This window comes from Streptomyces sp. NPDC079167, from assembly GCF_040686735.1.
Taxonomy (GTDB): domain Bacteria; phylum Actinomycetota; class Actinomycetes; order Streptomycetales; family Streptomycetaceae; genus Streptomyces.
Window position 1 is genome coordinate 416,512 of sequence record NZ_JBFBLO010000001.1, and the last position, 25,938, is coordinate 442,449.

Here is a 25,938-nt window from a genome sequence, read left to right on the forward strand (position 1 = left end):
AGGCCCGCCCCGGGCGGACCGGCCGCGCTCCGACGACTCAGGAACCGTCACCCAGTGTGGGGTACGACACATCGCCGCCACGAGGGGCGTGCGGTGACTTTTTGCGTCCGGAACGTAACGGGCCGCCGCCCCGGCTCAGAGTGCGTCGGCGCCGTGGCTCCGCAGCGACTGCGCGTACTGCTGGAGGACCCAGACCTCGTTCTGCGCGGCGGCCAGATGGTCGGGGGCGACATTGCTGCCGAGGCGGGCGAGGCTGCTCTGCACGTCGTCGATCCTGCGGTCGACGGCGCGGAGGCGGACCTTGACCAGGTGCTGGCCCGCGTACGACTCGTCGATGGTCTTGCCGTGGAAGACCTCGACCGCGAGCTCGGTGACGAGCTTGCGCACCGTGTCGTCGGGCGTCGCGTCGAGCACCTGGACCAGATACTCGCGGGTCTCGGCGACGCCCAGCTCCACGCCGCCCGCCTCCGCGATGCACTGGCGCACGGCGGCGTAGGGCGGGGCGGTGAACTCGTCGACCCCGTAGGCGTCGAACGCCGGGGAGACCAGGGCGGGCTTCTGCAGGGCGAGCTTGAGCAGCTCGCGCTCGGTGCGGTGCGCGGGGCTGCGGAGGTTGAGCGCGGGGCCGGACGGCGCCTTCGGGGCCTGCGTCTGCTGCTGCGGGGGCCCGCCCCGGGAGGGTCCGCCCTGAGCGGGCCCGCGCTCGCCCCGGTCGCGGGCCCAGCGGGCGAGCTGCCCGACGCGCTTGACCACGAACTGGGTGTCCAGGATGCCCAGCAGGCCGGCCAGCTGGACGGCGACCTCGTGCTGCGAGGAGCTGTTCTTGATGCGGGCGACCACGGGCCCCGCCTCGTCGAGCGCGGCGGCCCGGCCCGCCGGGGTCTCCAGGTCGTACCGGCCGACGATCTGGCGGAGCGCGAATTCGAAGAGGGGGGTGCGGGGCTCGACCAGGTCCCGCACGGCGTCGTCGCCCTTGGCGAGCCGCAGGTCGCACGGGTCCATGTTGTCCGGGGCGATCGCGATGTACGTCTCGGCGGCGAACTTCTGGTCGTCCTCGAAGGCGCGCAGGGCCGCCTTCTGGCCCGCCGCGTCACCGTCGAAGGTGAAGATGACCCGGGCGCTGCCGTTGTCCATCAGGAGCCGTCGGAGGATCTTGATGTGGTCGTTGCCGAACGAGGTGCCGCAGGTGGCGATGGCCGTGGTGACCCCGGCGAGGTGGCAGGCCATGACATCGGTGTAGCCCTCGACGACGACGGCGCGGCTCGCCTTGGCGATGTCCTTCTTGGCCAGGTCGATGCCGTACAGCACCTGGGACTTCTTGTAGATCGAGGTCTCGGGGGTGTTGAGGTACTTCGGCCCGTTGTCGTCGTCGCGGAGCTTGCGGGCGCCGAAGCCGACGATGTCGCCCGAGGTGTCGCTGATCGGCCACATCAGCCGGCCGCGGAAGCGGTCGATGGGGCCGCGGCGGCCGTCCTGGGAGAGGCCGGAGCTGATGAGCTCCTTGTCGCTGAAGCCCTTGCCGCGCAGATAGCGGGTGAGGTGGTCCCAGCCCGCCGGGCTGTAGCCGACGCCGAAGTGGGCCGCCGCGTCCTGGTCGAAGCCGCGCGAGGCGAGGAACGCCCGGCCGATCTCCGCCTCCGGGCCGTTCAGCTGCTCGCGGTAGAAGTCCGCGGCGATCTTGTGGGCCTCGACCAGGCGGATGCGCTCGCCACGCTGGTGGGAGGGGTTGTAGCCGCCCTCCTCGTACCTCAGGGTGATGCCCGCCTGGCCGGCGAGGCGTTCGACCGTCTCGGAGAAGGTGAGGTGATCGATCTTCATCACGAAGGCGATCGTGTCGCCGCCCTCCTGGCAGCCGAAGCAGTGGAACAGGCCCTTGCCCGGACTCACCTGGAAGGAGGGGGACTTCTCGTCGTGGAAGGGGCAGAGGCCCTTGAGGTTTCCGCCGCCCGCGTTGCGCAGTTGAAGGTACTCGGACACGACGGCGTCGATCGGGACCGCGTCCCGGACCGCCTTCACGTCGTCGTCATTGATCCTGCCTGCCACGTGTGAAGTCTACGGGTGGGGCCGGACGTCCGGGACCGGCGGCAGCGGGGGTGCGTCCCCCGGGCGCCGGCCCGTCCCGGATGTCCGGGTCGCCGGTCAGAGCAGGGATTCCAGGGGCACCGAGGGGTCGCCCAGGGTGTCCGGATCGACCGGCCCGGCGGCCTTGATCAGCTTCTGGATGCTTTCGGTGACGTCCCACACATTGACGTTCATCCCGGCGAGGACCCGGCGGTCCTTCAGCCAGAAGGCGATGAACTCGCGCTTGCCCGCGTCGCCCCTGATGACGACCTGGTCGTACGAACCGGGCGGGGCCCAACCGGAGTACTCCAGGCCGAGGTCGTACTGGTCGGAGAAGAAGTACGGCACCCGGTCGTACGCCACGTCCTGGCCGAGCATGGCCTTCGCGGCGGCCGGTCCGCTGTTCAGGGCGTTCGCCCAGTGCTCCACGCGGAGCCGGCCGCCGAAGAGCGGATGGTCCACGGACGCGATGTCCCCGGCGGCGTAGATGTGCGGGTCAGAGGTGCGCAGGGAGGCGTCGACGACGACACCGCCGCCCTCCGCCCGGCCCGCCATGTCGAGCCCCGCCGCCTCCGCGAGCGAGGTGCGCGGGGCCGCGCCGATCGCGGCGAGCACGTCGTGGGCGGGGTGCTCCTCGCCGTCGTCGGTACGGGCCGCGAGGACCAGGCCGTCCTGTCCGGTGATCTCGGTGAGGCGGGCGCCGAAGTGGAAGCGGACGCCGTGCTCGGCGTGCAGATCGGTGAAGATCTGACCGACCTCCGGCCCGACGACGTGGTGCAGCGGCGTCGGCGAGGCGGCGACGACGGTGACCTCCGCGCCGTAGCCGCGGGCCGCCGCGGCCACCTCCAGGCCGATCCAGCCGGCTCCGGCGATCACCAGGTGGCCGTTGTCCCGGCCGAGGGCGGCGAGGACGTTGCGCAGCCGGTCGGAGTGGGCCAGACGGCGCAGGTGGTGGACGCCGACGAGGCCGGTGCCCGGAATGTCGAGACGGCGGGGCTCCGCGCCGGTGGCGAGCAGCAGCTTGTCGTAGCGGACGACCGTGTTGTCACCGAGCTGCACGGAGCGGCCCTCCCGGTCGATGGAGGTGACCACCTGGCCGAGGTGGAGCTCGATGTCGGCGCCCGCGTACCAGGCGGTCTCGTGGACGAACACGGAGTCCCGCTCGTCCTTGCCCAGCAGGTACCCCTTGGACAGGGGCGGCCGCTCGTACGGGTGGTCGCGCTCGTCGCCGATGAGGATCACCCGGCCGCTGAAGCCCTCCGCCCGGAGTGTCTCGGCCGCCTTCGCTCCGGCGAGCCCCCCGCCGATGATGACGAACGTCCGATGTGCGTCGACCACTTGATGCCTCCTCGGTACTGTGCTGCGCGGCGCCGCCACCTGCGAGCGTCCCGCACGCAGCGTGATGGCGAAAGAGGGTGTGCCCCGATCAGGTCACCGCCGCCGGCATGTGGCCCGGTCATGGTCCAGTCTGCCCAACACCCGTGAGGCTTCCGTGGAGGGATCGTGCGGAGGCGTCCGTCAGCGCGGCGATCTGGTCGACGAGGACCCTCTTGCGGGCCCTGTCGTCGGCTGCCGCCGCGTACAGGGCGCGGAACTGCGGTTCGAGTCCCTCGGGCGCGCGGGCGGTGAGCGCGGCGGCGAGCTCGGCGATGACGATCCGCTGATCGGCGCGGATGACCTCCTGCTCGGCGCGCTGCATGACGTAACGGTCCGCGACGGCCTTGAGCACGGCGCACTCGTTGCGCACCTCGCGGGGGACGATCAGCCGGGCGCCGTACCTGCCGAGCCGGCCGGGTCCGTACGCGGCATGGGTCGCGGTCTCGGCGGCGAGACAGAATCGGCCGATGAGCTGGCTCGTCGCGTCCTTCAGCCGGGCCTGGGCGACCGCCGTGCCGTCGTAGCCGTGCGGCCACCACTCCTGGGCGGTGAGCCGGTCGAGGGCGTCGGCGAGCTCCTGGGGGTCGGTGTCCGCCGGGACGTACCGTCCGACGGCGACGCCCCAGATCTCCGCGCGCTCCGGCTCGGAGAACAGGCAGCCGGGGTCGATGTGTCCGGCGTGCAGTCCGTCCTCGAAGTCGTGCACCGAGTAGGCGACGTCGTCGGACCAGTCCATGACCTGGGCCTCGAAGCATCTGCCGTCCTGCGGCGCGCCCTCGCGGACCCAGGCGAAGACCGGCAGGTCGTCCTCGTACACCCCGAACTTCGGCGAGTCGGGGTCGGTGGGGTGCGCGCCCCGGGGCCAGGGGTACTTCGTGGCGGCGTCCAGGGCGGCACGGGTCAGATTGAGCCCGACGCTGGCGAGCTCGCCGCTGCGGGGATCGCGGACGAAGCGCTTGGGTTCGAGGCGGGTCAGCAGACGCAGCGACTGCGCGTTGCCCTCGAAGCCGCCGCAGTCCGACGCGAAGTCGTTGAGGGCCTGTTCGCCGTTGTGCCCGAAGGGCGGGTGGCCCATGTCGTGGGAGAGGCAGGCCGCCTCGACGAGGTCGGGGTCGCAGCCGAGCGCGGCGCCGAGCTCCCGGCCGACCTGGGCGCACTCCAGGGAGTGGGTGAGCCGGGTGCGGGGGCTGGCGTCCCAGGACAGTCCGCGGGTGCCCGGAGTGACGACCTGGGTCTTGCCGGCGAGCCTGCGCAGGGCGGCGGAGTGGAGCACGCGGGCGCGGTCCCGCTGGAAGGCCGTACGTCCGGGCCGTTTGTCGGCCTCGGGGTCCCAGCGCTCGGTGTCAGCGATGTTGTAGGGCGTGTCCCTGGGGTCGTGCGTACCGTCCATGTCCCTGAGGTTAGACGGACGGGCTGACAGGGCGGGTCAGGCGCTGGCGAGGAGGTGCGGGCGGGCCGGGGAGCCGCGGGCGGGTGCGGTGCGGGTCAGGGCCTGGTCGTAGCGGTGCAGCAGGAGGCGCGCCATGGCGGGGTGCGCGCCGAGCGGGGCGGCGGCGATGCCCGGGGCGGCGGCGGCCGAGACGGTCGCGAAGCGGCCGGGGGCCGTGAAGTACGAGGCGAGGGCCGCCCGGTGGCGGCCACGGGCGGCGAGTGCGCGCAGGGCGGTGGGCACGTCGGGGGTGGCCGCCGAGGCGTAGGCGGGCACGACGGGCACCCCGCCGAGGCGGTCGCTGAGCATGGCGGCGGTGCGGCGCGCGTCGACGTCCGAGTCGGGGTCGCGTGACCCGGCTGCGGCGAGCACGACGGCGGCGTCGCGGCTCGTGCCGTCCTCGTCACGCCAGCCGGCCTCGGCCAGTCGCTCGTACAGGGCCTCGACGAGCAGCGGATGCGGTCCGAGCGGGGCTGCCACCCGGGTCCGGAGGTGACCCGCGGCCGCCGCGGCGAGGGGCAGGTCGTGCCGGACGTGGTGGCCGCGGCCGAGCAGCAGGGGCACGAGCACGGCGTCCCCGTGCCCGATGCCGTCCAGTGTGTCCGGCAGCAGGGGCTCGTTCAGCTCGATGTGACCGAGCCGGACGTCGAGGGCGGGCCGCAGCTCCCGTACCCGGTCCAGGAGCTCCAGGACGGTGCGCAGAGCCTGCGGGTCCCGGCTGCCGTGCGCGACGGCGACCAGGGTGGGTGCGGATCTCCGGATGCGGTACATGGGCCTGCGGGTTCCGTTCGGGGAGACGAGGCTGAGCTGAGTTCCGAGCTGGGCGGTGATACGGGTCAGGAGTTGCGCCGTGCTGTCGAGGGGCAGGGGCTCACGAGGGTGTTCCGGTGCCGTCTCCGTCATGGACCGATGGTGCCGGGCGGACGTTGCCGGGCCGTTTCGCACCGGTGACGGGTGTTTGCCTCTGCCTCACAGGGTGAGGGCCCCCGCTGTCAGTGGGTGTTCACACCGGCGGGTGAATTCGGATCGGCCGCGAACCTTTCGTCCTCGTCGTTCGTCCCCTTCCTGAGAGATCCGGTACGAGCGCGGGGGGCGCGGGCATGCGGCTGAGGACACCGGGAGGGCTCCGCCCCATGGGGCGCGGGCTGCTGAGGCGGCTTGCCGCGCGGCCGCGGCTGCCGCGGACCCGGCGGGGGCAGCGGCGGCTGGTGCAGGCGGTCATGTTCGTCTGCGCGGTGGCGCTGGCGCCCGCGGCGTGGCTGCACACCGCGGCCGACGCCCGGGTGCGGACGGCGGCCGACGCCCCGGCGCAGGAGGTCGCCGTGGTCTTCGGCGCCGGCCTGCGGGAGGGCCGGCCGTCGCCGTATCTCGCGCACCGGCTGGACACCGCCGCCGAGCTGTACAGGACGGGGAAGGTCCGGGCCCTGCTGGTCACCGGGGACAACAGCCGCGTGGAGTACGACGAACCGGACGCCATGCGCACGTATCTCACGGAGCGCGGGGTGCCGGACGGCCGGATCGTCAGCGACTACGCGGGCTTCGACACCTGGGACTCCTGCGTCCGGGCCAAGAAGATATTCGGGGTCGACCGGGCCGTCCTGGTGAGCCAGGGCTTCCACATACGCCGGGCGATCACCCTGTGCCGCTCGGCGGGGGTCGACGCGTACGGGGTCGGGGCCGACGACGTACACGATGTCACCTGGTACTACGGCGGGGCACGGGAGGTGTTCGCGGCGGGCAAGGCGCTCCTGGACGTGGTCTTCGAGCCGGACCCGCACTTCCTGGGGCCGCCGGAGCCGGGGGTGGCGGAGGCGCTCGCCGGTGACCTCACGGCGGCGGGCGGGGCGGGCTGAGGTGTGCGTACCGGGGGCGTAACCGGACGCACCGGCACTCGTAATACCCGCCTCGCACGCTGGGGGCATGGCCCGCACCGAGACGTCCACCCACTGCCCGTACTGCGCGCTCCAGTGCGGGATGAAGCTTCGACCGGTCACCGACGGCGGGGTGGTCGAGGTCGTGGAGCGTACGGAATTCCCCGTCAACCGGGGAGCCCTGTGCGGCAAGGGGCGCACGGCCCCCGCCGTCCTCGCCGCCGGTGTGCGGCTGACGGGGCCACTCGTGCGCGATGGGGGTGGTGAGCTGGCGCCGGCGAGCTGGGACGAGGCGCTGGAGAGGATCGCGGACGGGCTGCGCGGGACGCGTGCGGAGCACGGTGCGGACGCCGTGGGTGTCTTCGGCGGCGGCGGGCTCACCAACGAGAAGGCGTACGCCCTCGGGAAGTTCGCCCGGGTGGTGCTCGGCACCTCGCAGATCGACTACAACGGCCGCTTCTGCATGTCCTCGGCGGCCGCCGCGCACCAGCGTGCCTTCGGCCTCGACCGGGGGCTGCCGTTCCCGCTGGAGGACATCCCCCGGACCGGGTGCGTGATCCTGGTCGGCTCGAATCTCGCGGAGACGATGCCGCCCGCGCTGCGCTATCTCACCGAGCTGCGGGAGAACGGCGGCCGGCTGATCGTCATCGACCCGCGACGGACGAGGACCGCCGAGCAGGCGGATCTCCATCTGGCACCCCGGCCGGGCACCGACCTCGCCCTCGCGCTGGGCATGCTGCATCTGGTCGTGGCGGACGGGCGGGTGGACGAGGAGTTCGTCCGTGCCCGGACGAGCGGCTGGGACGAGGCCAGGGCGGGTGCGATGGCGCACTGGCCGGAGCTGGTGGAGCGCCTCACCGGGGTGCCGGTGCCGCAGTTGCGCGAGGCCGTGGAGATGTTCTGCGGGGCGGAGAGCGGGATGGTGCTCACCGCACGGGGTCCCGAGCAGCAGTCGAAGGGAACGGACACGGTCGGCGCGTGGATCAACTTCTGCCTGGCCACCGGCCGGGCGGGCCGTCCGCTGTCCGGGTACGGCTGCCTGACCGGCCAGGGCAACGGCCAGGGCGGCCGGGAGCACGGCCAGAAGGCCGACCAGCTGCCCGGCTACCGCAAGCTCACCGATCCGGCCGCGCGCCGCCATGTGGCGGGGATCTGGGGCGTCGACCCCGATGCGCTGCCAGGGCCGGGGCGCAGTGCGTACGAACTGCTGGACGCGCTGGGGCGCGATGTGCGCTCGCTGCTGGTCATGGGGTCCAACCCGGTCGTGTCGGCGCCGCACGCGGGGCACGTCGAGGAACGGCTGAGGTCGCTGAACTTCCTGGCGGTCGCGGACGTGGTGCTGTCGGAGACGGCGGCGCTGGCGGATGTGGTGCTGCCGGTGACGCAGTGGGCGGAGGAGAGCGGGACGACGACCAGCCTGGAGGGCCGGGTGCTGCTGCGGCAGCGCGCGGTCACCCCTCCGGAGGGGGTGCGCAGCGACCTGGAGGTGCTGAACGCGCTGGCCGGCCTCCTGGGGCACGGGAAGGGCTTTCCGGCCGATCCGGAGGAGGTCTTCGACGAGCTGCGGAGGGCCTCGGCCGGCGGTCCGGCCGACTACGCGGGCATCACCTACGCCCGGATCGCGGCGGAGGACGGGGTGTTCTGGCCCTGCCCCGACGAGGAGCACGCCGGGACGCCGAGGCTGTTCCTGGAGCGGTTCGCCACGGACGACGGGCGGGCCCGGTTCGTGCCCGTCACGCACCGGGCAGCCGCGGAGGAGACGGACGCGGAGTACCCGGTGGTGCTGACCACCGGGCGGGTCGTGTCCCAGTACCAGTCGGGGGCGCAGACCCGCCGGGTGGCCGAGTTGAACGCGGCCGCCCCCGGGCCGTTCGTGGAGCTGCATCCCCGGCTCGCCGAGCGGATCGGGGTGGCCGAGGGCGAGGACGTCGCGGTCACCTCGCGGCGGGGGCGTGCGGTGGCGCCGGCGCGGATCACCGTGGGGATCCGGCAGGACACCGTGTTCATGCCGTTCCACTGGCCGGGCGCGGGCCGGGCCAACTCCCTGACGAACCCGGCGCTGGACCCGGTGTCGCGGATGCCGGAGTTCAAGGTGTGCGCCGTGCGGGTGGAGGCGGCCGGCTGAGCCAGTCACCGCCCGGTACGAGTACGCCGCCTGTGCGCAGGGAGCGGGCGACGGCTGCGCCGGCGAGGTAGACCCAGGCGCGCACGGGCTCGACGGAGGCGGGGCCCACGGAGCCGGACCCGACGGACCCGGGCCTCACGGAGCCGGACGCGGACCCGCCGGGCCCGGACCCCACGGAGCCGGACCCGCCGGACGCGGATCCGCCGGAGGCCGGCGCAGCCGGCAGTGGCGCGGTGACTGTCCGGCGGGCCACCCGCTCGTAGAGATTGCGCGGGTGGCCCGGCCCCAGGTAATGCTCCAGCTCGTCCAGGAGCCCGAGCAGTTCCGCGTACGCCCCGGGCGTGGCGGTGACCAGGGTGCCGCGGACGGTGCCGTGGCCCTCGTTCGCGTACGGGTAGCCGGGGCCCTCGTAGAGGAGGGCGCCCGGCAGGACGGCCGGCCGTTCCTCGCGGGTGCGGCCCCGGAGGAACCGGTCGTGGTCGGGCTCCCCGGGTAGCAGCGTGCCGTAGACGAAGAAGGGCAGCCGGGCGCCTGTCACAGCGTCGCGTCGGGCGCCGTCTCCGCGGCCACCCAGGCGAGGTAGCGCTCGCTTCCACGCACGACGGGTGTCGCGATGATCTCGGGCGTCTCGTAGCCGTGGGCCACGACGAGGTGGGCCTCCAGCTCGTCGTAACGCACGGCCGTCGTCTTGAACAGCACCTGCCATTCCTCGGCGGTCTCGACGGCTCCCTGCCACCGGTAGACGGAGGTGACGGGCGCCGGGATCTGGGCGCAGGCGGCGAGCCGCGCGTCCACCGCGCCCCGGGCCAGGGCCTGGGCCTTCTCCTCGCTGTCCGTCGTGGTCAGTACGGTCAGCCATGTGGGCTCGGTCATCCCGGGGTCTCCTCGTTCTCGGCGTCCGTCCCCCGATTGTCGGCGTTCGCGGGCTCAGCCGGCGTACGGATGCCGGGTCCTGGCCTCGCGCAGGGCGCGGCCCCACCAGACCAGCTGGTCGAGCATCCTCTTGGCCGCACCCTCGACCTGGTCCGGGTCCTTGTGTACGCCCCGGTCGTCGAAGAGCGCGCCCGCGTTGTGGAAGGAGACCGTGTCGCGGATGGAGACGGCGTGCAGTTCGGCGAAGACCTGGCGGAGGTGTTCGACGGCCCGCAGGCCGCCGGAGATCCCGCCGTACGACACGAAGGCGACGGGCTTGGCCTGCCATTCGGTGAAGTGCCGGTCGACGAGGTTCTTCAGCGGGGCCGGGTAGGAGTGGTTGTACTCGGGGGTCAGTACGACGAAGGCGTCGGCGTGTGCCAGCCGGGGAGCCACCTCGGCGGCGGAAGCCCCGGCGGCGGGCGGTTCGGTCCTGGCGACATCGATCAGCTCGGTCTCGATGTCCGGGTGGCCGGCGGCCCGCCCCAGGAACCATTCGGCGACGACGGGCCCGAAGCGGCCCTCGCGGTTGCTGCCGAGGATGACGGCGACCTTCAGCGGGGCGTCGGACGGGGTGGGAACAGTGGTGGTGAGGTCCATGCACCGCAGACTCACACCTCAACCATGATTGAGGTCAAGCGCCGTGGCGCGCCACCTAGGCTGGAGGCCATGACGATCTTCGCGCCGGACCTCTACGCCGAGTTCGACGGCCGCCCCGCCACCGGGGACGACCTGCGCATCCCGGCCTTCGCGAGCTACGGCCACTTCACCGCGATGCAGGTCAGGGACCGCACCGTACGAGGTCTCGCGCTGCATCTGGAGCGGCTGGACTCCGCGAACCGGGAGCTGTTCGGCCTGCCCCTGGAGGGAGAGCGCGTGCGCGAACTGATCGGGCACGCGCTCGACGGTGCCGGGAGACACGACGCGTCGGTCCGGGTGCACGGCTTCATGCCGCCGGGAAGCACGGCGCCGGTACCCATGGTGACGGTGCGGGGGCCGGTCCCGGAGGACCGTACGCCGCGCAGCCTGATGTCGGTCCCGTTCGCGCGCTCCCTGCCGCACATCAAGCGCCCCGGCGAGTTCTGCCAGACCTACTACGGGCAGCAGGCCAGGCGGGCGGGGTTCGACGAGGCGCTGCTGACCTCACCGGGCGGCATGGTCACCGAGGGATCGATCACCAACATCGGTTTCTGGGACGGCGCCTCGGTCGTCTGGCCGGACGCCCCGGCGCTGGCCGGCATCACCATGACACTGCTGGAGAGCGGACTCGCAGGGACGGACCGGCCCTCGGTACGGCACGGAGTGACGCTGGACGGGCTGGGTGCGTACCGGGCGGCGTTCGTCACCAACTCGCAGGGCATCGCGCCGGTCCACCGGATCGACGACACACCCTTCGCCGTCGACGAGGACCTGATGACACTGCTCGGCCGGCTGCACGAGGCCGCCCCTCGTGAGGCCGTCTGACCACCCCGGCATGCGGGAGCATGGGGCCATGCAGATCCATATCGAAGCATCGGAACTTCCGGGCCGTACCTGCGGCCCCGACACCGACTTCGCCGGTTTCGACAACATCCACGTCGGCGTGCAGCGCAAGGACCGGCCCGGCGAACTGCTCGGCCTGCACCCGGGCGATGCGGCCCGCGCCTCCTGGACCCTGGACTGCACCGCCGTATCCACCGCGGAGGGTGTCGAGGTGTCGGGACCGTACGTCCAGAACCGGCTCGGGGGGCGCTTCGTCTATCTGTCCTGGGGCACCGTGGACGACTCCGGCCTCTTCACGATGTTCCGCCGCGCCAAGCTGATGATGAGCGACATCGGCACGGAGGTCCTGGAGGCGGCGTCACGGACGGGACACCTCACCGCGCGGCTGCGCCTGACCGACGGCAAGGGGCAGCCGCGGTGCGCCCGCGTGCGCCCGCCGGACATCGAGTGGTCCGCGACGGACCGGAGCGCCCCTCGGGGGGCTGAGCCGCCGGGCAAATGACACCACCCTCACCGGTCCCGGGGGGGGGTGGGCCGGTGAGGGCGGTTGCCGTGGGGCCGGCGAGGGGCTGCCGTCCCGTGGGGGGTAGAGACCGTGTGCCCGGCCAATGGAGACGCATTCGTGTGATCTGCGTCACACTCCTCTCCGGAGTCCGCGTCACCCGATCGGCACCGGGCCGGGCGATCGGCCACCCCCACAGCCGCGACCTGCGCGGGGCCGGCCGGGCGGGCGCGCTCCCCTGGTCCGTACGGGTGAAAGCTGATTCCGCGTCAGCATGCGGGCAGCGGGCGGGGCGCCTTACCTCGGAGGCAGGACACATCCGTCTGCCCGGAGGATTCCCATGCGCAGCCCTGCCCGCCTCGTGACCGGTACCGCCGCCGCGGCCCTCACCGCCGCCGCGCTCGGCCTCGCAGTCCCGTCCGCGCACGCGGCCGACCTCGGCAGACCGGAGCTCACCGCGGTGACGGCCGCGCCCGGCCCGGCGGACTGCGCGGCCGAGGAGGGACCGTCCGCCGTGGACGCGGCCGCCTACTGCGAGAACGGCGGGGCGGCCGACGAGCTGGGGGCGTTCGAGGATCTGGAGGCCGGGGACCCAGGGGCGGCCGACGGTCCGGATCCGCTCGCGGGTCTGGAGACGGCCGAGGATCCGGCAGCGGTTCCGGAGGCCTCCTGGCCGGAGACGGAGGCGGACACCGGGACCGAGGGCGAGGCCGGCACAGGGGCCGGGGACGAGGCCGGAACGCTCCAGCGGCCCGGGACCGGCGCCGGGACAGCACCCGGAACGGGAAACCGGCCCGAACCCGTGCCCCCGCACACCACCGACCCCGGATCCGGGAAGCCGCCCGTGCCTCCGGGGCACAGGCCCACGACCGCGCCCAGCCCCAGCCGGCCCTCCGGCCACGTCGGAACGGGTGTCGGCGGCAGCGCCGCCCCCGACACCGCCCAGCTCGCCGCGGGCGCAGGCCTCGTAGGGGCGGCGGCCGTCGCCGGTGTCCTGCTCCTGCGCCGTCGCCGGGCGGACGGCCCGCATCACTGAGGGCGGCCGGCGAAGGACGGAACCGTGAACAGGACGGCACTCAAGGCAAGGGCCTGGCTGGCGGGCATCACCGCGCTGTGCGGCATATGGCTGGTCCACAACGGCGCGGCCGTCCGGACCGCCGCCCCGCAGCCCTCCACCGCCGATGCCTTCGCTGCGGGCTCCGGACCACGGCCGGGTACCCGGGTCGCGGCACCGCTGCGTCCCGCCGAGCCGGTCAGGATCCGTATCCCGGGCATCGGTGTGGACGCGCCCATGACGGGTCTCGGGCTGGGCGCCGACGGCAGCCTCGACGCACCGCCCGCCGAGGACCGCAACCTCGCGGGCTGGTTCGAGGACGGCACACCGCCCGGCGCCAAGGGCACCGCGATAGTCGCGGGCCATGTCGACAACGCGGCGGGGCCGGCCGTCTTCTACGCCCTCGGGTCCCTGAAGAAGGGAGCCGGGGTCGAGATCGACCGCGGGGACGGGCGTACCGCGGTCTTCTCGGTCGACGCGGTCGAGGTGTACGAGAAGGACGAGTTCCCGGACAAGCGGGTCTACGGCGCCACCGCGCAGGCCTCGCTGCGGCTGATCACCTGCGGCGGCGGTTTCGACCCCGAGACGGGCTACCTGGGCAATGTGGTGGCGTACGCCCACCTCACCGAGGTGCGGTGACCGGGCCGTGCGCCCCGGCCGGCGCCGCCCGCCGCCGGACCGTCCAGGTCAGGACGTCCACTGGTCGAAGCCCAGCTTGGCGACCAGCGAGAACACCACGACCAGCAGCACCCCGCGGACGAAGTCGCTGCCCTTGCTCAGCGCCATCCGCGCCCCGAGCATCCCGCCGGCCAGATTGAATACGGCCATCAGCGCGGCCAGCTGCCACAGGACGGTGCCCTGGTAGGCGAACATCGCCAGCGCCCCGCCGTTGGTGCAGACGTTCACGATCTTCGCGGTCGCGGAGGCGGTGACCAGGTCGAGGTGGAGCACCGCGGTCAGCGCCAGTACCAGGAAGGTGCCCGTGCCCGGCCCGAAGAGCCCGTCGTAGAAACCGATGCCTCCGCCCACCAGCACGATCGCGGTGACGGTACGGGCCCTGGTGACCTTCTTCCCCGTGTCGCCGGCCGCCGCCGTGCCGAACGACGGGCGCAGCATCACGAAGGCCGCGACCGCGAGCAGCACCACCATGATCACCGGACGCAGGACGTCGCTGCTGATGCCCGCGGCGAAGAAGGCGCCCGTCATCGATCCCACGAGCGCCATCAGCCCGATCCGCACGGCGGTGCCCACCCGCACCGGCGCCTTGCGTACGTAGGTCACGGCGGCGCCCGAGGTGCCGACGATGGCGACGGCCTTGTTGGTGCCGAGTACGTGTGCGGCGGGGACGTGCGGGAGGCCCAGCAGCAGTGCGGGCAGGAGGAGCAGCCCGCCGCCGCCCACCACCGCGTCGATCCAGCCGGCCACGGCGGCGGCCAGGCAGAGCAGTACGAGTGTGGTCAGCGTTGTCTCGGGCACGTCCGCGACCTTATAGGTGCCCAGACCATCCAGTCGCCCGGCCCTCACAGAGGGCCTTCGCGCGTGCTGAGCGCAAGGTTCCTCCCGGGAAACAGGAGGGATGCGGTCGGGTAACACCCGCCCCGCACTCTCATGGGCATGAGGACACAGACGGAGAACACGGCACGGGTGGTGGTGATCGGCGCCGGGATGGCGGGCGCGCGGCTCGCCGCCCGGGTCCCCGGTGTCACCGTCATCGGCGAGGAGGCGCACGCACCGTACAACAGGGTGTTGCTGGCCGAGGTGCTCGCCGGCCGGTACGAGCCGGACGTCATCGCGCTGCCGCCCGCCGAGGTGCGGCGCGGGGTGCGGGTCGTGCGGATCGACCGGGCGGACCGGCTGGTGCACTGCGACGACGGCGGTGTCATCGGGTACGAGCGCCTGGTGCTGGCCACCGGTTCCAACCCGGTGCTGCCGCCGCTGCGTGGCCTCGGCCACACGCTGCCTGACGGGGTGCACCCGTTCCGCACCCTCGACGACTGCCTGGCCCTGCGCGCCGCCGTACGCCCCGGTGTGCGCGCCGTCGTCATCGGCGGCGGGCTCCTCGGGGTGTCGGCCGCCCGCGCTCTCGCCGAGTGCGGCGCCCAGGTGGTGCTGGCCCAGCAGGGCGAGCACCTCATGGAGCGGCAGCTGGACGCCGAGGCGGCCGGGATGCTGCGCCGCCACCTGGAGGCCCTCGGCGTCGAGGTGCACACCGAGTGCCGGGTACGAGGACTGCGCTGCACCGACGGGGAGACCCCGGCGGTGCGCGCCGTGGAGATGGCCGACGGCTACGAGCTGGAGGCCGACATCACGGTGCTGGCCTGCGGGGTCCGCCCCCGGGCGGGTCTGGCGCAGGCGGCCGGTCTGGAGGTCCGCAAGGGCATCGTCGTGGACGACGAGCTGCGCACCTCGGACCCGTACATCCACGCCGTGGGCGACTGCGCCGAACACGCCGGGACGGTCTACGGGCTGGCGGGCGCCGCGCTCGAACAGGCCGACGTCCTGACCGAGGTGCTGGCGGGCCGCCCCGCCCGCTACGGGGGCACCAGGGCCCTGACCAGGCTCACCCTGCGCTCCCCCGCCGCAACCCCCGTCACCGCCGGGCCCGCCGGCGGGCTCGACCTGGCCGCCTTCGGCGACTCCCGCCCGATGCCCGGCGACGACGTGATCCGGCTGGCCGACGCCACCCGGGGCGCCTACCGCACGGTCGTCGTCCGGGGCGACCGGCTGGCGGGCGGGGTGCTGTTCGGGGATCTCGCCGCGGTCGGCACCCTCGCCCGGACCTGGCAGGACGACGACGCCCTCCCGGCCGACATGTCCCTGCTCCACCTGCTCACCAACGACGGAGGCTTCTGATGCCGGTGTCCACTCCCCCGACCGCCCCCACCGCGGGCGTGCCGACGATCGTGGTCGTCGGGCACGGCATGGTCGGGCAGCGGTTCCTGGAAGCGCTCGCCGACCGCGGCCTGACCGCCGCCGCGGGCACCGCCCGGGTCGTCGTGCTCTGCGAGGAGCCCCGCCCCGCGTACGACCGGGTGCAGCTGACCTCGTACTTCTCCGGGAAGACACCGGAGGACCTCTCGCTCGTCGAGCCGGACTTCATGGCGCGCCACGGCATCGAGCTGCGCGTCGGTGACCCGGCGGAGAGCGTCGACCGTGAGGCGCGCACCGTCACCGCCCGCTCCGGGGAGACCTTCTCCTACGACACGCTGGTGCTGGCCACCGGCTCGTACCCCTTCGTCCCGCCCGTCCCCGGCAAGGACGCCGAGGGCTGTTTCGTCTACCGCACGATCGAGGACCTCCTCGCGATCGAGGAGTACGCGAAGACCGCGCGGACCGGCGCGGTCGTCGGCGGCGGGCTGCTCGGCCTGGAGGCCGCGGGCGCGCTGAAGGGGCTCGGACTCGACACGCACGTCGTGGAGTTCGCCCCCCGGCTGATGCCGGTGCAGGTCGACGACGGCGGCGGCGCGGCCCTGCTGCGCACCATCGAGAACATGGGCCTCTCCGTCCACACGGGTGTCGGCACCCAGGAGGTCACCTCGGGCGAGGACGGCCGGGTCGACGGCATGTCCCTGTCGGACGGCTCGTCGCTGGAGACCGACCTCGTGGTCTTCTCCGCCGGTGTACGCCCCCGGGACCAGCTGGCCCGCGACTGCGGACTGGCGGTCGGCCCGCGCGGCGGCATCGTCGTCGACGAGGAGTGCCGCACCTCGGACAGCGCCGTCTTCGCGATCGGCGAGTGCGCGCTGGCCTCGGACGGCCGGGTCTACGGGCTGGTGGCACCGGGTTACGAGATGGCGCTGGCGGTCGCCGACGTGATCGCGGGCAACGCCGCCTCGTTCACCGGCGCCGACCTCTCGACGAAGCTGAAGCTGCTCGGTGTGGACGTCGCCTCCTTCGGTGACGCGCACGGCGCGGCCGAGGGCTGCCTCGACGTCGTGTACGCGGACTCCCGCTCGGGCGTCTACAAGAAGCTGGTGATCGGCCAGGACGGCACGCTGCTCGGCGGTGTCCTGGTGGGTGACGCCGACCAGTACGGCACGCTGCGGCCGATGACCGGCACGGTCCTGCCCGTCGCCCCGGAGCAGCTGGTGCTGCCGGCCGGTGCGGGCGGCCCGGTCACCCTCGGCCCGTCCTCGCTGCCCGACGAGGCCGTGATCTGCTCCTGCCACAACGTCACCAAGGGGGCGATCTGCGAGCACACCACACTGCCCGAGGTGAAGAAGTGCACCAAGGCCGGCACGGGCTGCGGGAGTTGCGTCAAGGTCATCGGACAGCTGCTGCCGCAGCCCGAGGACCAGGGGCTGTGCGGCTGCTTCGCGTACACCCGCAGTGAGCTGTACGAGATCGTCCGCACCCTCGGTGTCACGACGTACGCCGGTCTCCTGGACTCGCACGGCCGTGAGGCGGCCCGTGGGGGCGACGGCTGCGAGGTCTGCAAGCCGACGGTCGGATCGATCATCGCCTCGCTCGCCCCGACGGTCGGTGCGAGCGGCTACGTCCTGGACGGCGAGCAGGCGGCCCTCCAGGACACCAACGACCACTTCCTCGCCAACCTCCAGCGCAACGGCTCGTACTCGATCGTGCCGCGCATCCCGGGCGGTGAGATCACCCCGGAGAAGCTGATCGTGATCGGCGAGGTGGCCCGGGACTTCGGCCTCTACACGAAGATCACCGGCGGCCAGCGGATCGACCTGTTCGGTGCCCGCGTCGACCAGTTGCCGCTGATCTGGACACGCCTGGTGGACGCGGGCTTCGAGTCCGGGCACGCGTACGGGAAGTCGCTGCGCACGGTCAAGTCCTGTGTGGGGCAGACCTGGTGCCGCTACGGCGTGCAGGACTCGGTGAGGATGGCGATCGACCTGGAGCTGCGCTACCGGGGCCTGCGCTCGCCGCACAAGCTGAAGTCGGCGGTCTCGGGCTGCGCCCGCGAGTGCGCGGAGGCCCGTGGCAAGGACTTCGGGATCATCGCCACCGCACAGGGCTGGAACCTCTATGTGGGCGGCAACGGCGGCGCGACCCCGCGCCACGCGGACCTGCTCGCCCAGGACCTCTCGGACGCCGAGCTGGTCCGCCTCATCGACCGGTTCCTGATGTTCTACATCCGCACGGCGGACCGCCTGGAGCGCACCTCGACCTGGCTGGACCGCATCGAGGGCGGCCTGGACCACGTGCGCGACGTCGTCGTCCACGACTCGCTCGGCCTCTGCGACGAGCTGGAGCGGCTGATGGCCGACCACGTCCGCGGCTACCGCGACGAGTGGGCCGAGACCATCAACGACCCGGAGCGGCTGCGGCGCTTCGTCACCTTCGTCAACGCCCCCGACGCACCCGACCCCTCGGTCAAGTTCGTCCCGGAGCGCGACCAGGTCAAGCCCGACCTGGACATCCTCGCGGGCCCCGTGCTTGCCATCCGTACTCTTGAAGGGACTCCCTCCTGATGACGACCCAGGCGATGGAAACGGCGCAGGACACCCGGACGATCCAGCTCGCGGACGGGGACGGCTGGCTGACGGTCTGCGACCGCGCGCTGCTGACCCCGGGGCGGGGCGTGGCGGCGCTCCTCCCGGACGGCCGGCAGGTCGCGCTGTTCGTGGACCGTGCGGGCCGGGCGTACGCGATCGACAACCGTGACCCGTTCACCGGTGCGTACGTCCTCTCCCGGGGCCTGGTCGGCTCCGCAGGCGGGCGGCCGTTCGTCGCGTCGCCGCTGCTGAAGCAGCGCTTCGACCTGGAGACGGGCGCCTGCCTGGACGACGACGACGTCACCGTTCCGGTCTTCCCCGTCCGGGGGGACTGACTCCGCTCCGTTCACCAGCCGTTGACGCTCCGTCAACTACACGCCTCTACAGTCCTGACGTTCGACCCGCCGGTCCGTCCGGTCCGGCGGGCCCGCACGTCACCCCGTGGAGTGATCGTGGAACGTCGGACCTTCTTGCGCACAGCGGTGATCGGCAGCTCGGCGGCGGCTTTCGGCGGCACCCTGTGGCGGGGTGCCGCCTTCGCGGATCCGGCCCAGCCGGCCGCGGGCCCCTACGGTGCGCTGCAGGCGGCGAACGGCAACGGCATCCTGCTGCCGAGCGGCTTCACCAGCAGGGTCATCGCCCGCTCCGGGCAGACCGTCCCCGGCACCTCGTACACCTGGCACAGGGCCCCCGACGGCGGTGCCACCTTCACCGACGGCAGCGGCTGGATCTACGTCTCCAACGCGGAGGTGTCCGCGAGCAGCGGCGGCGGGGCGAGCGCGGTGCGCTTCGCCTCCTCCGGGACCGTCACCTCGGCGTACCGGATCCTGTCCGGCACGAACACCAACTGCGCGGGCGGCCGCACCCCTTGGAACACCTGGCTCTCCTGCGAGGAGGTCACCCGCGGCTTCGTGTACGAGACCGACCCGTGGGGGGTGGACGCCGCCGTGCAGCGCCCCGCGATGGGCAGGTTCAAGCACGAGGCGGCGGCCTCGGACCCCGACCACGGCTATGTCTACCTGACCGAGGACGAGACGGACGGGCGCTTCTACCGCTTCCGCCCCACCACCTGGGGCGACCTGTCCTCCGGCACGCTCCAGGTGCTGGTGGCGGGCACCGGCACCTCGGGCCCGGTGACCTGGACGACCGTTCCCGACCCGGACGGATCGCCCACCCAGACCCGCTACCAGGTCTCCGGCGCCAAGGTGTTCAACGGCGGGGAGGGCTGCTTCTACGCGGCGGGCACCTGCTGGTTCACCACCAAGGGCGACAGCCGGGTGTGGGCGTACGACGCGAACACCTCATCGCTCTCGCTCGCCTACGACGACTCGCTGGTGACGGGCGGCGGTGCCCCGCTGACCGGCGTCGACAACGTCACCCGTGCCGCCTCCGGTGACCTGTACGTCGCGGAGGACGGGGGGAACATGGAGATCTGCCTGATCACCCCGGACGACACCGTCGCCCCGTTCCTGCGGATCAGTGGCCAGTCGGGTTCGGAGATCACCGGCCCGGCCTTCTCACCGGACGGCCGGCGGCTCTACTTCTCCTCGCAGCGCGGCACCAGCGGGAGCTCGTCCGGCGGTATCACCTACGAGGTCACGGGGCCGTTCCGCGGCTGAGCCCGCTCGTCGGGGCAGCGGCGTCCACGTCGCTGCCCCGCCCGTCTCTCAGGCCTGGCCACCGTTGGCCACTGCCTCGGGGGACATCCACACGACCTCCCAGATGTGGCCGTCCGGGTCCTGGAACGAACGGCCGTACATGAAGCCCTCGTCCATCGGGTCGTTGGCGGCCGAACCGCCGTTGGCGAGCGCCGCGTCGGCCAGCTCGTCGACCTTCTCGCGGCTGTCCGCGCTCAGGGCCAGGAGGACCTCGGTCGTTCTCGACGCGTCGGCGATCTCCTTCTTGGTGAAGTCCTTGAAGCGCGGCTCGCTGATCAGCATGGCGAAGATCGTGTCGCTGATGACCAGACAGGCCGTCGACTCGTCGCTGAACTGCGGGTTGAAGCCGAAGCCGAGCTTCCCGAAGAAGTTCTTCGTCGTCTCGAGGTCCTTGACCGGCAGGTTCACGAAGATCATCTGAGGCATGGTTCCCACTCTTCCGTCCGGCACCCTGGGTGCTCCCGCGCGCTCCGTACGAGCGCTTACGAGAGGTAGACGACGGCGGTGCCCAGAACTCATCGCTCCGGGCGCGGGCAGTTCTCCGCGCGCCGCGGACCCGCACCCCGAGGGCGCCTCTAGCGTCTCGGACCATGAGCGGATCGACGGGCAGAAGAATCACCGAGAAGCTGTCGGACGACACCCTGCGCGGGGCGACCGGCCGGGACTGGGCGGGCTGGTTCGCCGTACTCGACGCCTGGGACGCCACGCGGCGCAGCCACGCGGAGATCGCCGCGTTCCTCGGCACGGAACACAGGATGGGCGGCTGGTACGCCCAGTCGGTCGCGGTGGGGTACGAGCAGTCGCGCGGTCTGCGCCAGGTCGGGCAGTCCTCCACCGGCGACTGGAACACCTCGGGCAGCCGGACGCTCGCGGCCTCCCCGGAGCGCGTGCTGGACGCCTTCACCGACCCGGGGACGCGTGAGCGCTGGCTGCCGGGCGTGGAGCTGTCCGTGCGCGCCCTGCGCCCCGGGAAGTCGCTGAGCGCCGCCTTCCGGGACGTGTCCGGAGACGCCGGGCGGCTCACTCTGTGGCTCCAGGAACTGCCGGACGGCCGTACGCGCCTCGGGGTGGGCCACGAGAAGCTGGCGGACGCGGAGGCGGTCGCCCGGTACAAGGCGTTCTGGAAGGAACGCCTTGCCGCGCTGAAGGCCCTCCTGGAGGACGGGCCCCGCTGACCCGGTCAGGGCACCGCGAGCGGGGCTCCGCCCCTGAGCAGGGCGGAGCCCAGCGGGGTGAGGGTGTGCAGGACCGAGCTGCCGTGGCGCAGGGTGCGGACCAGGCCGGCCTCGCGCAGCACACAGGCGTGCTGGCTCGCGGAGGCCAGGGACACCCCGGTCCTGCGGGCCAGTTCACTCGTCGTGCAGCCGTTGCCTATGGACCGCAGGACCGCCGAGCGGGTGTGGCCCACGAGCCGGCCTAGCCAGGGGCCGGGTTCGGCGTACGCCGGGGCGCCCGGGTGGGTGACCGGGTAGACGAGGACCGGCGGGAGGCACGGGTCGCGGTAGACGACGGGGGTGCCACGGCAGAAGTACGACGGCTGGAGCAGCAGGCCCCGCCCGTCGAGGCGCAGCTCCCGGTCGACCGGGTAGTCCGCCTCCAGCACGGGGGCCCGCCAGCGGATCATCGGCGGCAGGGTGGCCAGGAGCTCGTCCGCGCCGCCGTCCAGCAGCGCGCGGCCCCGGACGGCGCGGTCGGCCTCGACGCTCGCCCGGATGTGCGGCCAGTACGGCTCGACGGCGGCGCGGTGATAGGCGCGCAGGGTGGAGATGAGCCGCCCCAGCGGCTCCGTACGCCCCTCGGCGAGCGCCTCCGCCAGGGCTCCGCCGGGAGGCCGTCGCGCGCGGGGGGCATTTCCCGTCAGCAGTCCGATTTCCTCCCGGACGCGGTCCGCCGGAGTGTCGCGCAGGGCCTCCATTCCGGCGTCGAGCCCGAGCGGCTCGGCGCCTGCCCCGGCAGGCGTCAGGAAGTCGGGGAAATAGCCACGCGGCGGGACGACCGCGTACAGCAGACGTGCTTCACCATTCAACCGGGTACGGGATTCCTTCCGCCATTTCCCGAAGACCGTGGAACCCCGCCGGTCTCTCAGCCGGTGAAAGCTGAGAACGGTCTCCCACATCGCGTCCGGCCTCGTGGCCATCCGCACACGCGAAAGGTCCACTCCGGACACATGGATACGCAGCACCGATCCCCCACCTGTTGCACCCGCAATTGCCCCCACCGAAGCGTATGCACAGCGTCACAGGAGGTCACCACGGGGTTTCGGCCACAGTTGAAATGTCTCGCCCGTATCGCCGTCGACCGAAAGGCTGTACGACGTCGGGTACGCATCCGGCGTCACCGAAAGAGCGGGTGGGGGCCGTGGGGGGCTTCGCCTGTTCGGCGGCGGTGAGCGACGGTGCGGCTCCGTACCCGGCAGGGGTAAGCGGGTGCGGCCCGGGGGTGGGGATCCCCGGGCCGCACCCGGTCCGTACGCCAGCGGTTTGCGCACCCAACGGTGAAAAGCCGACCACCTTGAATGGTTCGGCTTTCAATTGGTACGCCGTTCAATCGGTTCGCCGCCAATTGGTTCGGTGTTCATCGGTTCCGCGTCCCATTGACGAAGCGGCGGCACCCCCGCACAGGGTGCCGCCGCTTCCGGGAAATCCGGTTTCCGCCGTGGGACCGGTGAGGGTCCGCGATGGTCCGCCGGCGGTATCCGGAGTCGTGGCGGTCGCCGGCCGCCGGGGCTCAGCGGCTGTCGCTGCCCCGCGATTCGGCCGCGGCCCGGCCCGCTTCCAGCCGGGCGACCGGAATGCGGAACGGCGAGCAGGAGACGTAGTCCAGGCCCACCTCGTGGAAGAAGTGCACCGACTCCGGGTCCCCGCCGTGCTCACCGCAGATGCCGAGCTTGAGGTCCGGGCGGGTGGCCCGGCCCGCTTCCACGGCGCTGCGCACGAGGGAGCCCACACCGTCCTTGTCGATCGTCTCGAACGGCGACACCCCGAAGATGCCCTTCTCCAGGTACGCGGTGAAGAACGAGGCCTCCACGTCGTCACGGGAGAAGCCCCACACCGTCTGGGTGAGGTCGTTCGTGCCGAAGGAGAAGAACTCGGCGGCCTCGGCGATCTGACCGGCGGTCAGCGCGGCACGGGGCAGCTCGATCATCGTGCCGATGCTCAGCCTCAGCTGCGTGCCGGTGGCCGCCTCGACCTCGGCGATGACGCCGTCGGCCTCCTCGCGGACGATCTCCAGCTCCTGGACCGTGCCGACGAGCGGAATCATGATCTCGGCGCGCGGATCGCCCTTGGCGTTCTTGCGCTCCGCCGCCGCCTCGGCGATCGCCCGGACCTGCATCGCGAACAGCCCCGGGATGACCAGGCCGAGACGGACACCGCGCAGACCCAGCATCGGGTTCTGCTCGTGCAGCTTGTGCACGGCTTGCAGGAGGCGCAGGTCGTTCTCGTTGGCGTCCTTGCGGGACTCGGCGAGGGCGACCCGCACGGAGAGCTCCGTGATGTCCGGCAGGAACTCGTGCAGCGGCGGGTCGAGCAGCCGTACGGTGACGGGCAGCCCGTCCATCGACTCGAACAGCTCGATGAAGTCGGCCTTCTGGAGCGGCAGCAGCGCGGCCAGCGCGGCCTCGCGCTCGTCGTCGGTGTCCGCGAGGATCAGCTTCTCGACCATCTCGCGGCGCTCACCGAGGAACATGTGCTCGGTGCGGCACAGGCCGATGCCCTGGGCGCCGAAGCGACGGGCCCGTGATGCGTCCTCGGCGTTGTCCGCGTTCGCCCGTACGCGGAGACGGCGCACCCGGTCGGCGTACGCCATGATCCGGTGCACGGCGGCGACGAGCTCGTCGGCGTCGTCGGCGCCCGCGTGCATGCGGCCCTCGAAGTACTCGACGACCGGGGAGGGTACGACCGGTACCTCGCCGAGGTACACCTTGCCGGTGGAGCCGTCCACGGAGACGAGGTCGCCCTCCTCCACGACGGTGTCCCCGACCGTGAGCCGGCGGCGCTTGGTGTCGACCTCGATCTCCTCGGCGCCGCAGACACAGGTCTTGCCCATGCCGCGGGCGACGACGGCGGCGTGCGAGGTCTTGCCGCCGCGCGAGGTCAGGATGCCCTCGGCGGCGATCATGCCGTCGAGGTCGTCGGGGTTGGTCTCCCGGCGGATCAGGATGACCTTCTCACCAGACCTCGACCACTTGACCGCGGTGTAGGAGTCGAAGACGGCCTTGCCGACGGCCGCGCCCGGCGAAGCGGCGATCCCGCGCCCGAGCAGGACGGTGGTGGCCGCGTCGTCGAAGCGGGGGAACATCAGCTGCGCGAGCTGGGCGCCGTTGACCCGCTGCAACGCCTCGGCCTCGTCGATGAGGCCCTGGTCGACGAGCTGGGTGGCGATGCGGAAGGCGGCACCGGCGGTGCGCTTGCCGACCCGGGTCTGGAGCATCCAGAGCTGGCCGCGCTCGATGGTGAACTCGATGTCGCAGAGATCCTTGTAGTGGGTCTCCAGCGTCTCCATGATCTTCATCAGCTGGTCGTACGACGTCTTGTCGATGGACTCCAGCTCGGCGAGCGCCACCGTGTTGCGGATGCCCGCTACGACGTCCTCGCCCTGCGCGTTCTGGAGGTAGTCGCCGTAGACGCCCTGGTGGCCGCTGGCCGGGTCACGTGTGAAGGCGACGCCCGTACCGGAGTCGGGGCCGAGGTTGCCGAAGACCATCGAGCAGATGTTGACGGCCGTGCCGAGATCGCCGGGGATGCGCTCCTGGCGGCGGTAGAGCTTGGCCCGGTCGGTGTTCCACGAGTCGAAGACCGCCTTTATGGCCAGGTCCATCTGATCGCGCGGGTCCTGCGGGAAGTCACGCCCCGCGTCCCGGGTGACGATCTTCTTGAACTCCTTGACCAGCTTCTTGAGGTCGGCGGCGTCCAGGTCCACGTCGACGGTGACGCCCTTGGCCTCCTTCGCGGCCTCCAGCGCCTCCTCGAAGAGATCGCCGTCGACCCCGAGCACGGTCTTGCCGAACATCTGGATGAGGCGGCGGTACGAGTCCCAGGCGAAGCGCTCGTCGCCGGCCTGTGCGGCGAGACCCACGACCGAGGCGTCGGAGAGACCGATGTTGAGGACCGTGTCCATCATGCCGGGCATCGAGAACTTCGCGCCCGAGCGGACGGAGACCAACAGCGGGTCGTCGGCCTGGCCGAGGTTCTTGCCCATCCGCTTCTCGAGCGCGTCGAGGTGCGCACTGACCTCGTCACGCAGCTCGGCCGGCTCGTCACCGCTGTCGAGGTAGACCTTGCATGCCTCGGTGGTGATGGTGAAGCCCGGAGGGACGGGCAGCCCGAGGTTGGTCATCTCGGCGAGGTTGGCACCCTTGCCGCCAAGAAGATCTTTCAGATCCTTGTTGCCCTCGGTGAAGTCGTAGACGAACTTCTGGGGATCTTTGTGTTCCGACACGGGTCTCGACTCCTCGAGGACGCGGTGGCTGCCCTGACGGCGAGGAACATACCCAGATCGAAGGTGTCTGGGTACGGCCACTTGCGCGTCATGAGGGCTCAACCACCCGTCCGCCAGCAGATCGAAAGTGACGCACCGGTACACGGCACGGGATTGATGCGTTCACCTCTTGAAGGCATCACCACGATGAGTGCGCACGCCGGGCCGAATCAACGACGCAGGGTGAGGGATGCTTTGATCGATCAAAGTAAACCCACCTGGCACCCAGTGCCGCCATTTGAGAAGTACAGCTACCAAAAGAGCGCTCATCTGAGCCAAGCACCCCTCAGAGGTGGCGAGAATCACGCCTCTTTCCGCGCTCAGATGTCACCATCCGGACGCTCGCGCGCCGATGAACGGTCACCGACAGGCAATCCATCCCGCACACAGCGTCACCGGTCGCCCCCTCAAAGAGAGCGGTCACACACTCCTGTCGCGAAACAGCGAGGCAACACACCGCATCCCAGCAGAAAAGCCCGCTCATGTGAGCGGGCCTTTCGTGGGGCACTCGGTGCCCCGGCGCGAAG

The 25,938-nt window shown here is 72.2% G+C and carries 22 protein-coding genes; 11 read left to right on the plus strand and 11 right to left on the minus strand.

What is annotated here, in order from left to right:
• Positions 1–135 precede the first annotated feature (135 nt).
• From dnaG to AB0P41_RS02025, 4 genes are all read right to left on the minus strand, one after another.
• Positions 136–2,043 (minus strand): DNA primase, encoded by a 1,908-nt coding sequence (gene dnaG / locus AB0P41_RS02010; RefSeq protein ID WP_365929487.1) that lies wholly within the window; start codon positions 2,041–2,043, stop codon positions 136–138.
• 96 nt (positions 2,044–2,139) lie between these two features.
• Positions 2,140–3,399 (minus strand): FAD-dependent oxidoreductase, encoded by a 1,260-nt coding sequence (locus tag AB0P41_RS02015; protein WP_356707632.1) that lies wholly within the window; start codon positions 3,397–3,399, stop codon positions 2,140–2,142.
• 118 nt (positions 3,400–3,517) lie between these two features.
• Positions 3,518–4,828, minus strand: a complete 1,311-nt coding sequence (locus tag AB0P41_RS02020) for a deoxyguanosinetriphosphate triphosphohydrolase (RefSeq protein ID WP_365929490.1) — start codon at positions 4,826–4,828, stop codon at positions 3,518–3,520.
• Positions 4,829–4,864: 36 nt separating this feature from the next.
• Positions 4,865–5,770, minus strand: a complete 906-nt coding sequence (locus AB0P41_RS02025) for a sirohydrochlorin chelatase (protein WP_365929491.1) — start codon at positions 5,768–5,770, stop codon at positions 4,865–4,867.
• 197 nt (positions 5,771–5,967) lie between these two features.
• Here AB0P41_RS02025 and AB0P41_RS02030 point away from each other — a divergent pair, with 197 nt between their 5' ends.
• Together AB0P41_RS02030 and AB0P41_RS02035 are read left to right on the plus strand one after the other, a co-directional pair.
• Entirely contained in the window at positions 5,968–6,720 is a 753-nt protein-coding gene (locus tag AB0P41_RS02030; protein ID WP_365929493.1) for an ElyC/SanA/YdcF family protein, read from the plus strand.
• Positions 6,721–6,787: 67 nt separating this feature from the next.
• Positions 6,788–8,863 carry a molybdopterin oxidoreductase family protein gene (locus AB0P41_RS02035; RefSeq protein ID WP_365929494.1) on the plus strand — a complete coding sequence of 692 codons (2,076 nt, stop codon included), beginning with the start codon at positions 6,788–6,790 and terminating at the stop codon, positions 8,861–8,863.
• Here the strand turns inward: AB0P41_RS02035 and AB0P41_RS02040 are convergent.
• Genes AB0P41_RS02040 through AB0P41_RS02050 form a run of 3 tightly spaced genes read right to left on the minus strand, consistent with a single transcriptional unit; the run spans position 8,826 to position 10,375 of the window.
• Positions 8,826–9,401, minus strand: a complete 576-nt coding sequence (locus tag AB0P41_RS02040) for a gamma-glutamylcyclotransferase (RefSeq protein ID WP_365929495.1) — start codon at positions 9,399–9,401, stop codon at positions 8,826–8,828. The genes AB0P41_RS02035 and AB0P41_RS02040 overlap by 38 nt on opposite strands.
• Positions 9,398–9,736 (minus strand): divalent-cation tolerance protein CutA, encoded by a 339-nt coding sequence (gene cutA, locus AB0P41_RS02045; protein WP_365929497.1) that lies wholly within the window; start codon positions 9,734–9,736, stop codon positions 9,398–9,400. The genes AB0P41_RS02040 and cutA overlap by 4 nt, the downstream gene beginning before the upstream one ends.
• Before the next feature lie 54 nt (positions 9,737–9,790).
• The gene (locus tag AB0P41_RS02050) at positions 9,791–10,375 is read right to left on the minus strand and encodes an NAD(P)H-dependent oxidoreductase (RefSeq protein ID WP_365929499.1); all 585 of its coding nucleotides are present in this window, start codon (positions 10,373–10,375) and stop codon (positions 9,791–9,793) included.
• A 69-nt stretch (positions 10,376–10,444) separates the two neighbouring features.
• On the opposite strand from AB0P41_RS02050, the gene AB0P41_RS02055 reads away from it, so the two are divergent.
• The 4 genes from AB0P41_RS02055 to AB0P41_RS02070 all read left to right on the plus strand — a co-directional run bounded on the left by AB0P41_RS02055 (position 10,445) and on the right by AB0P41_RS02070 (position 13,452).
• Positions 10,445–11,239 (plus strand): aminotransferase class IV, encoded by a 795-nt coding sequence (locus tag AB0P41_RS02055; protein WP_365929500.1) that lies wholly within the window; start codon positions 10,445–10,447, stop codon positions 11,237–11,239.
• A gap of 28 nt (positions 11,240–11,267) precedes the next feature.
• Positions 11,268–11,759 (plus strand): DUF5990 family protein, encoded by a 492-nt coding sequence (locus AB0P41_RS02060; protein WP_356707641.1) that lies wholly within the window; start codon positions 11,268–11,270, stop codon positions 11,757–11,759.
• Positions 11,760–12,099: 340 nt separating this feature from the next.
• Positions 12,100–12,795 (plus strand): hypothetical protein, encoded by a 696-nt coding sequence (locus AB0P41_RS02065; RefSeq protein WP_365929502.1) that lies wholly within the window; start codon positions 12,100–12,102, stop codon positions 12,793–12,795.
• Between the two features lie 24 nt (positions 12,796–12,819).
• A complete protein-coding gene (locus AB0P41_RS02070; protein ID WP_356707643.1) occupies positions 12,820–13,452 on the plus strand; it encodes a class F sortase in 633 nt (210 codons plus the stop codon).
• Between the two features lie 48 nt (positions 13,453–13,500).
• Here the strand turns inward: AB0P41_RS02070 and AB0P41_RS02075 are convergent, their stop codons facing one another.
• On the minus strand, positions 13,501–14,289 hold the full coding sequence (locus AB0P41_RS02075; protein WP_356707644.1) for a TSUP family transporter: 789 nt from the start codon (positions 14,287–14,289) through the stop codon (positions 13,501–13,503).
• Positions 14,290–14,427: 138 nt separating this feature from the next.
• Between AB0P41_RS02075 and AB0P41_RS02080 the strand changes: the two genes are divergently transcribed.
• The 4 genes from AB0P41_RS02080 (at position 14,428) to AB0P41_RS02095 (ending at position 19,894) form a co-directional block, all read left to right on the plus strand.
• On the plus strand, positions 14,428–15,666 hold the full coding sequence (locus AB0P41_RS02080) for an FAD-dependent oxidoreductase (protein ID WP_365929504.1): 1,239 nt from the start codon (positions 14,428–14,430) through the stop codon (positions 15,664–15,666).
• A complete protein-coding gene (gene nirB / locus AB0P41_RS02085; RefSeq protein WP_365929506.1) occupies positions 15,666–18,251 on the plus strand; it encodes a nitrite reductase large subunit NirB in 2,586 nt (861 codons plus the stop codon). Before AB0P41_RS02080 ends, nirB begins: the two co-directional genes overlap by 1 nt.
• Complete coding sequence (nirD, locus tag AB0P41_RS02090; RefSeq protein WP_356707647.1) at positions 18,251–18,610, plus strand: nitrite reductase small subunit NirD; 360 nt, start codon at positions 18,251–18,253, stop codon at positions 18,608–18,610. Before nirB ends, nirD begins: the two co-directional genes overlap by 1 nt.
• A 117-nt stretch (positions 18,611–18,727) precedes the next feature.
• A complete protein-coding gene (locus AB0P41_RS02095) occupies positions 18,728–19,894 on the plus strand; it encodes an alkaline phosphatase PhoX (RefSeq protein WP_365929509.1) in 1,167 nt (388 codons plus the stop codon).
• A 48-nt stretch (positions 19,895–19,942) separates the two neighbouring features.
• On the opposite strand, the gene AB0P41_RS02100 is transcribed toward AB0P41_RS02095, so the two are convergent.
• Positions 19,943–20,359, minus strand: coding sequence for a VOC family protein (locus AB0P41_RS02100; RefSeq protein WP_365929510.1), 417 nt, complete (start codon positions 20,357–20,359; stop codon positions 19,943–19,945).
• Positions 20,360–20,523: 164 nt separating this feature from the next.
• Here AB0P41_RS02100 and AB0P41_RS02105 point away from each other — a divergent pair, with 164 nt between their 5' ends.
• Entirely contained in the window at positions 20,524–21,108 is a 585-nt protein-coding gene (locus AB0P41_RS02105; protein ID WP_356707650.1) for a DUF4287 domain-containing protein, read from the plus strand.
• Between the two features lie 5 nt (positions 21,109–21,113).
• Here the strand turns inward: AB0P41_RS02105 and AB0P41_RS02110 are convergent, their stop codons facing one another.
• Positions 21,114–22,115 (minus strand): helix-turn-helix domain-containing protein, encoded by a 1,002-nt coding sequence (locus AB0P41_RS02110; protein ID WP_365929513.1) that lies wholly within the window; start codon positions 22,113–22,115, stop codon positions 21,114–21,116.
• Positions 22,116–22,660: 545 nt separating this feature from the next.
• On the minus strand, positions 22,661–25,372 hold the full coding sequence (gene ppdK, locus AB0P41_RS02115) for a pyruvate, phosphate dikinase (protein WP_356707652.1): 2,712 nt from the start codon (positions 25,370–25,372) through the stop codon (positions 22,661–22,663).
• Positions 25,373–25,938: the final 566 nt, after the last annotated feature.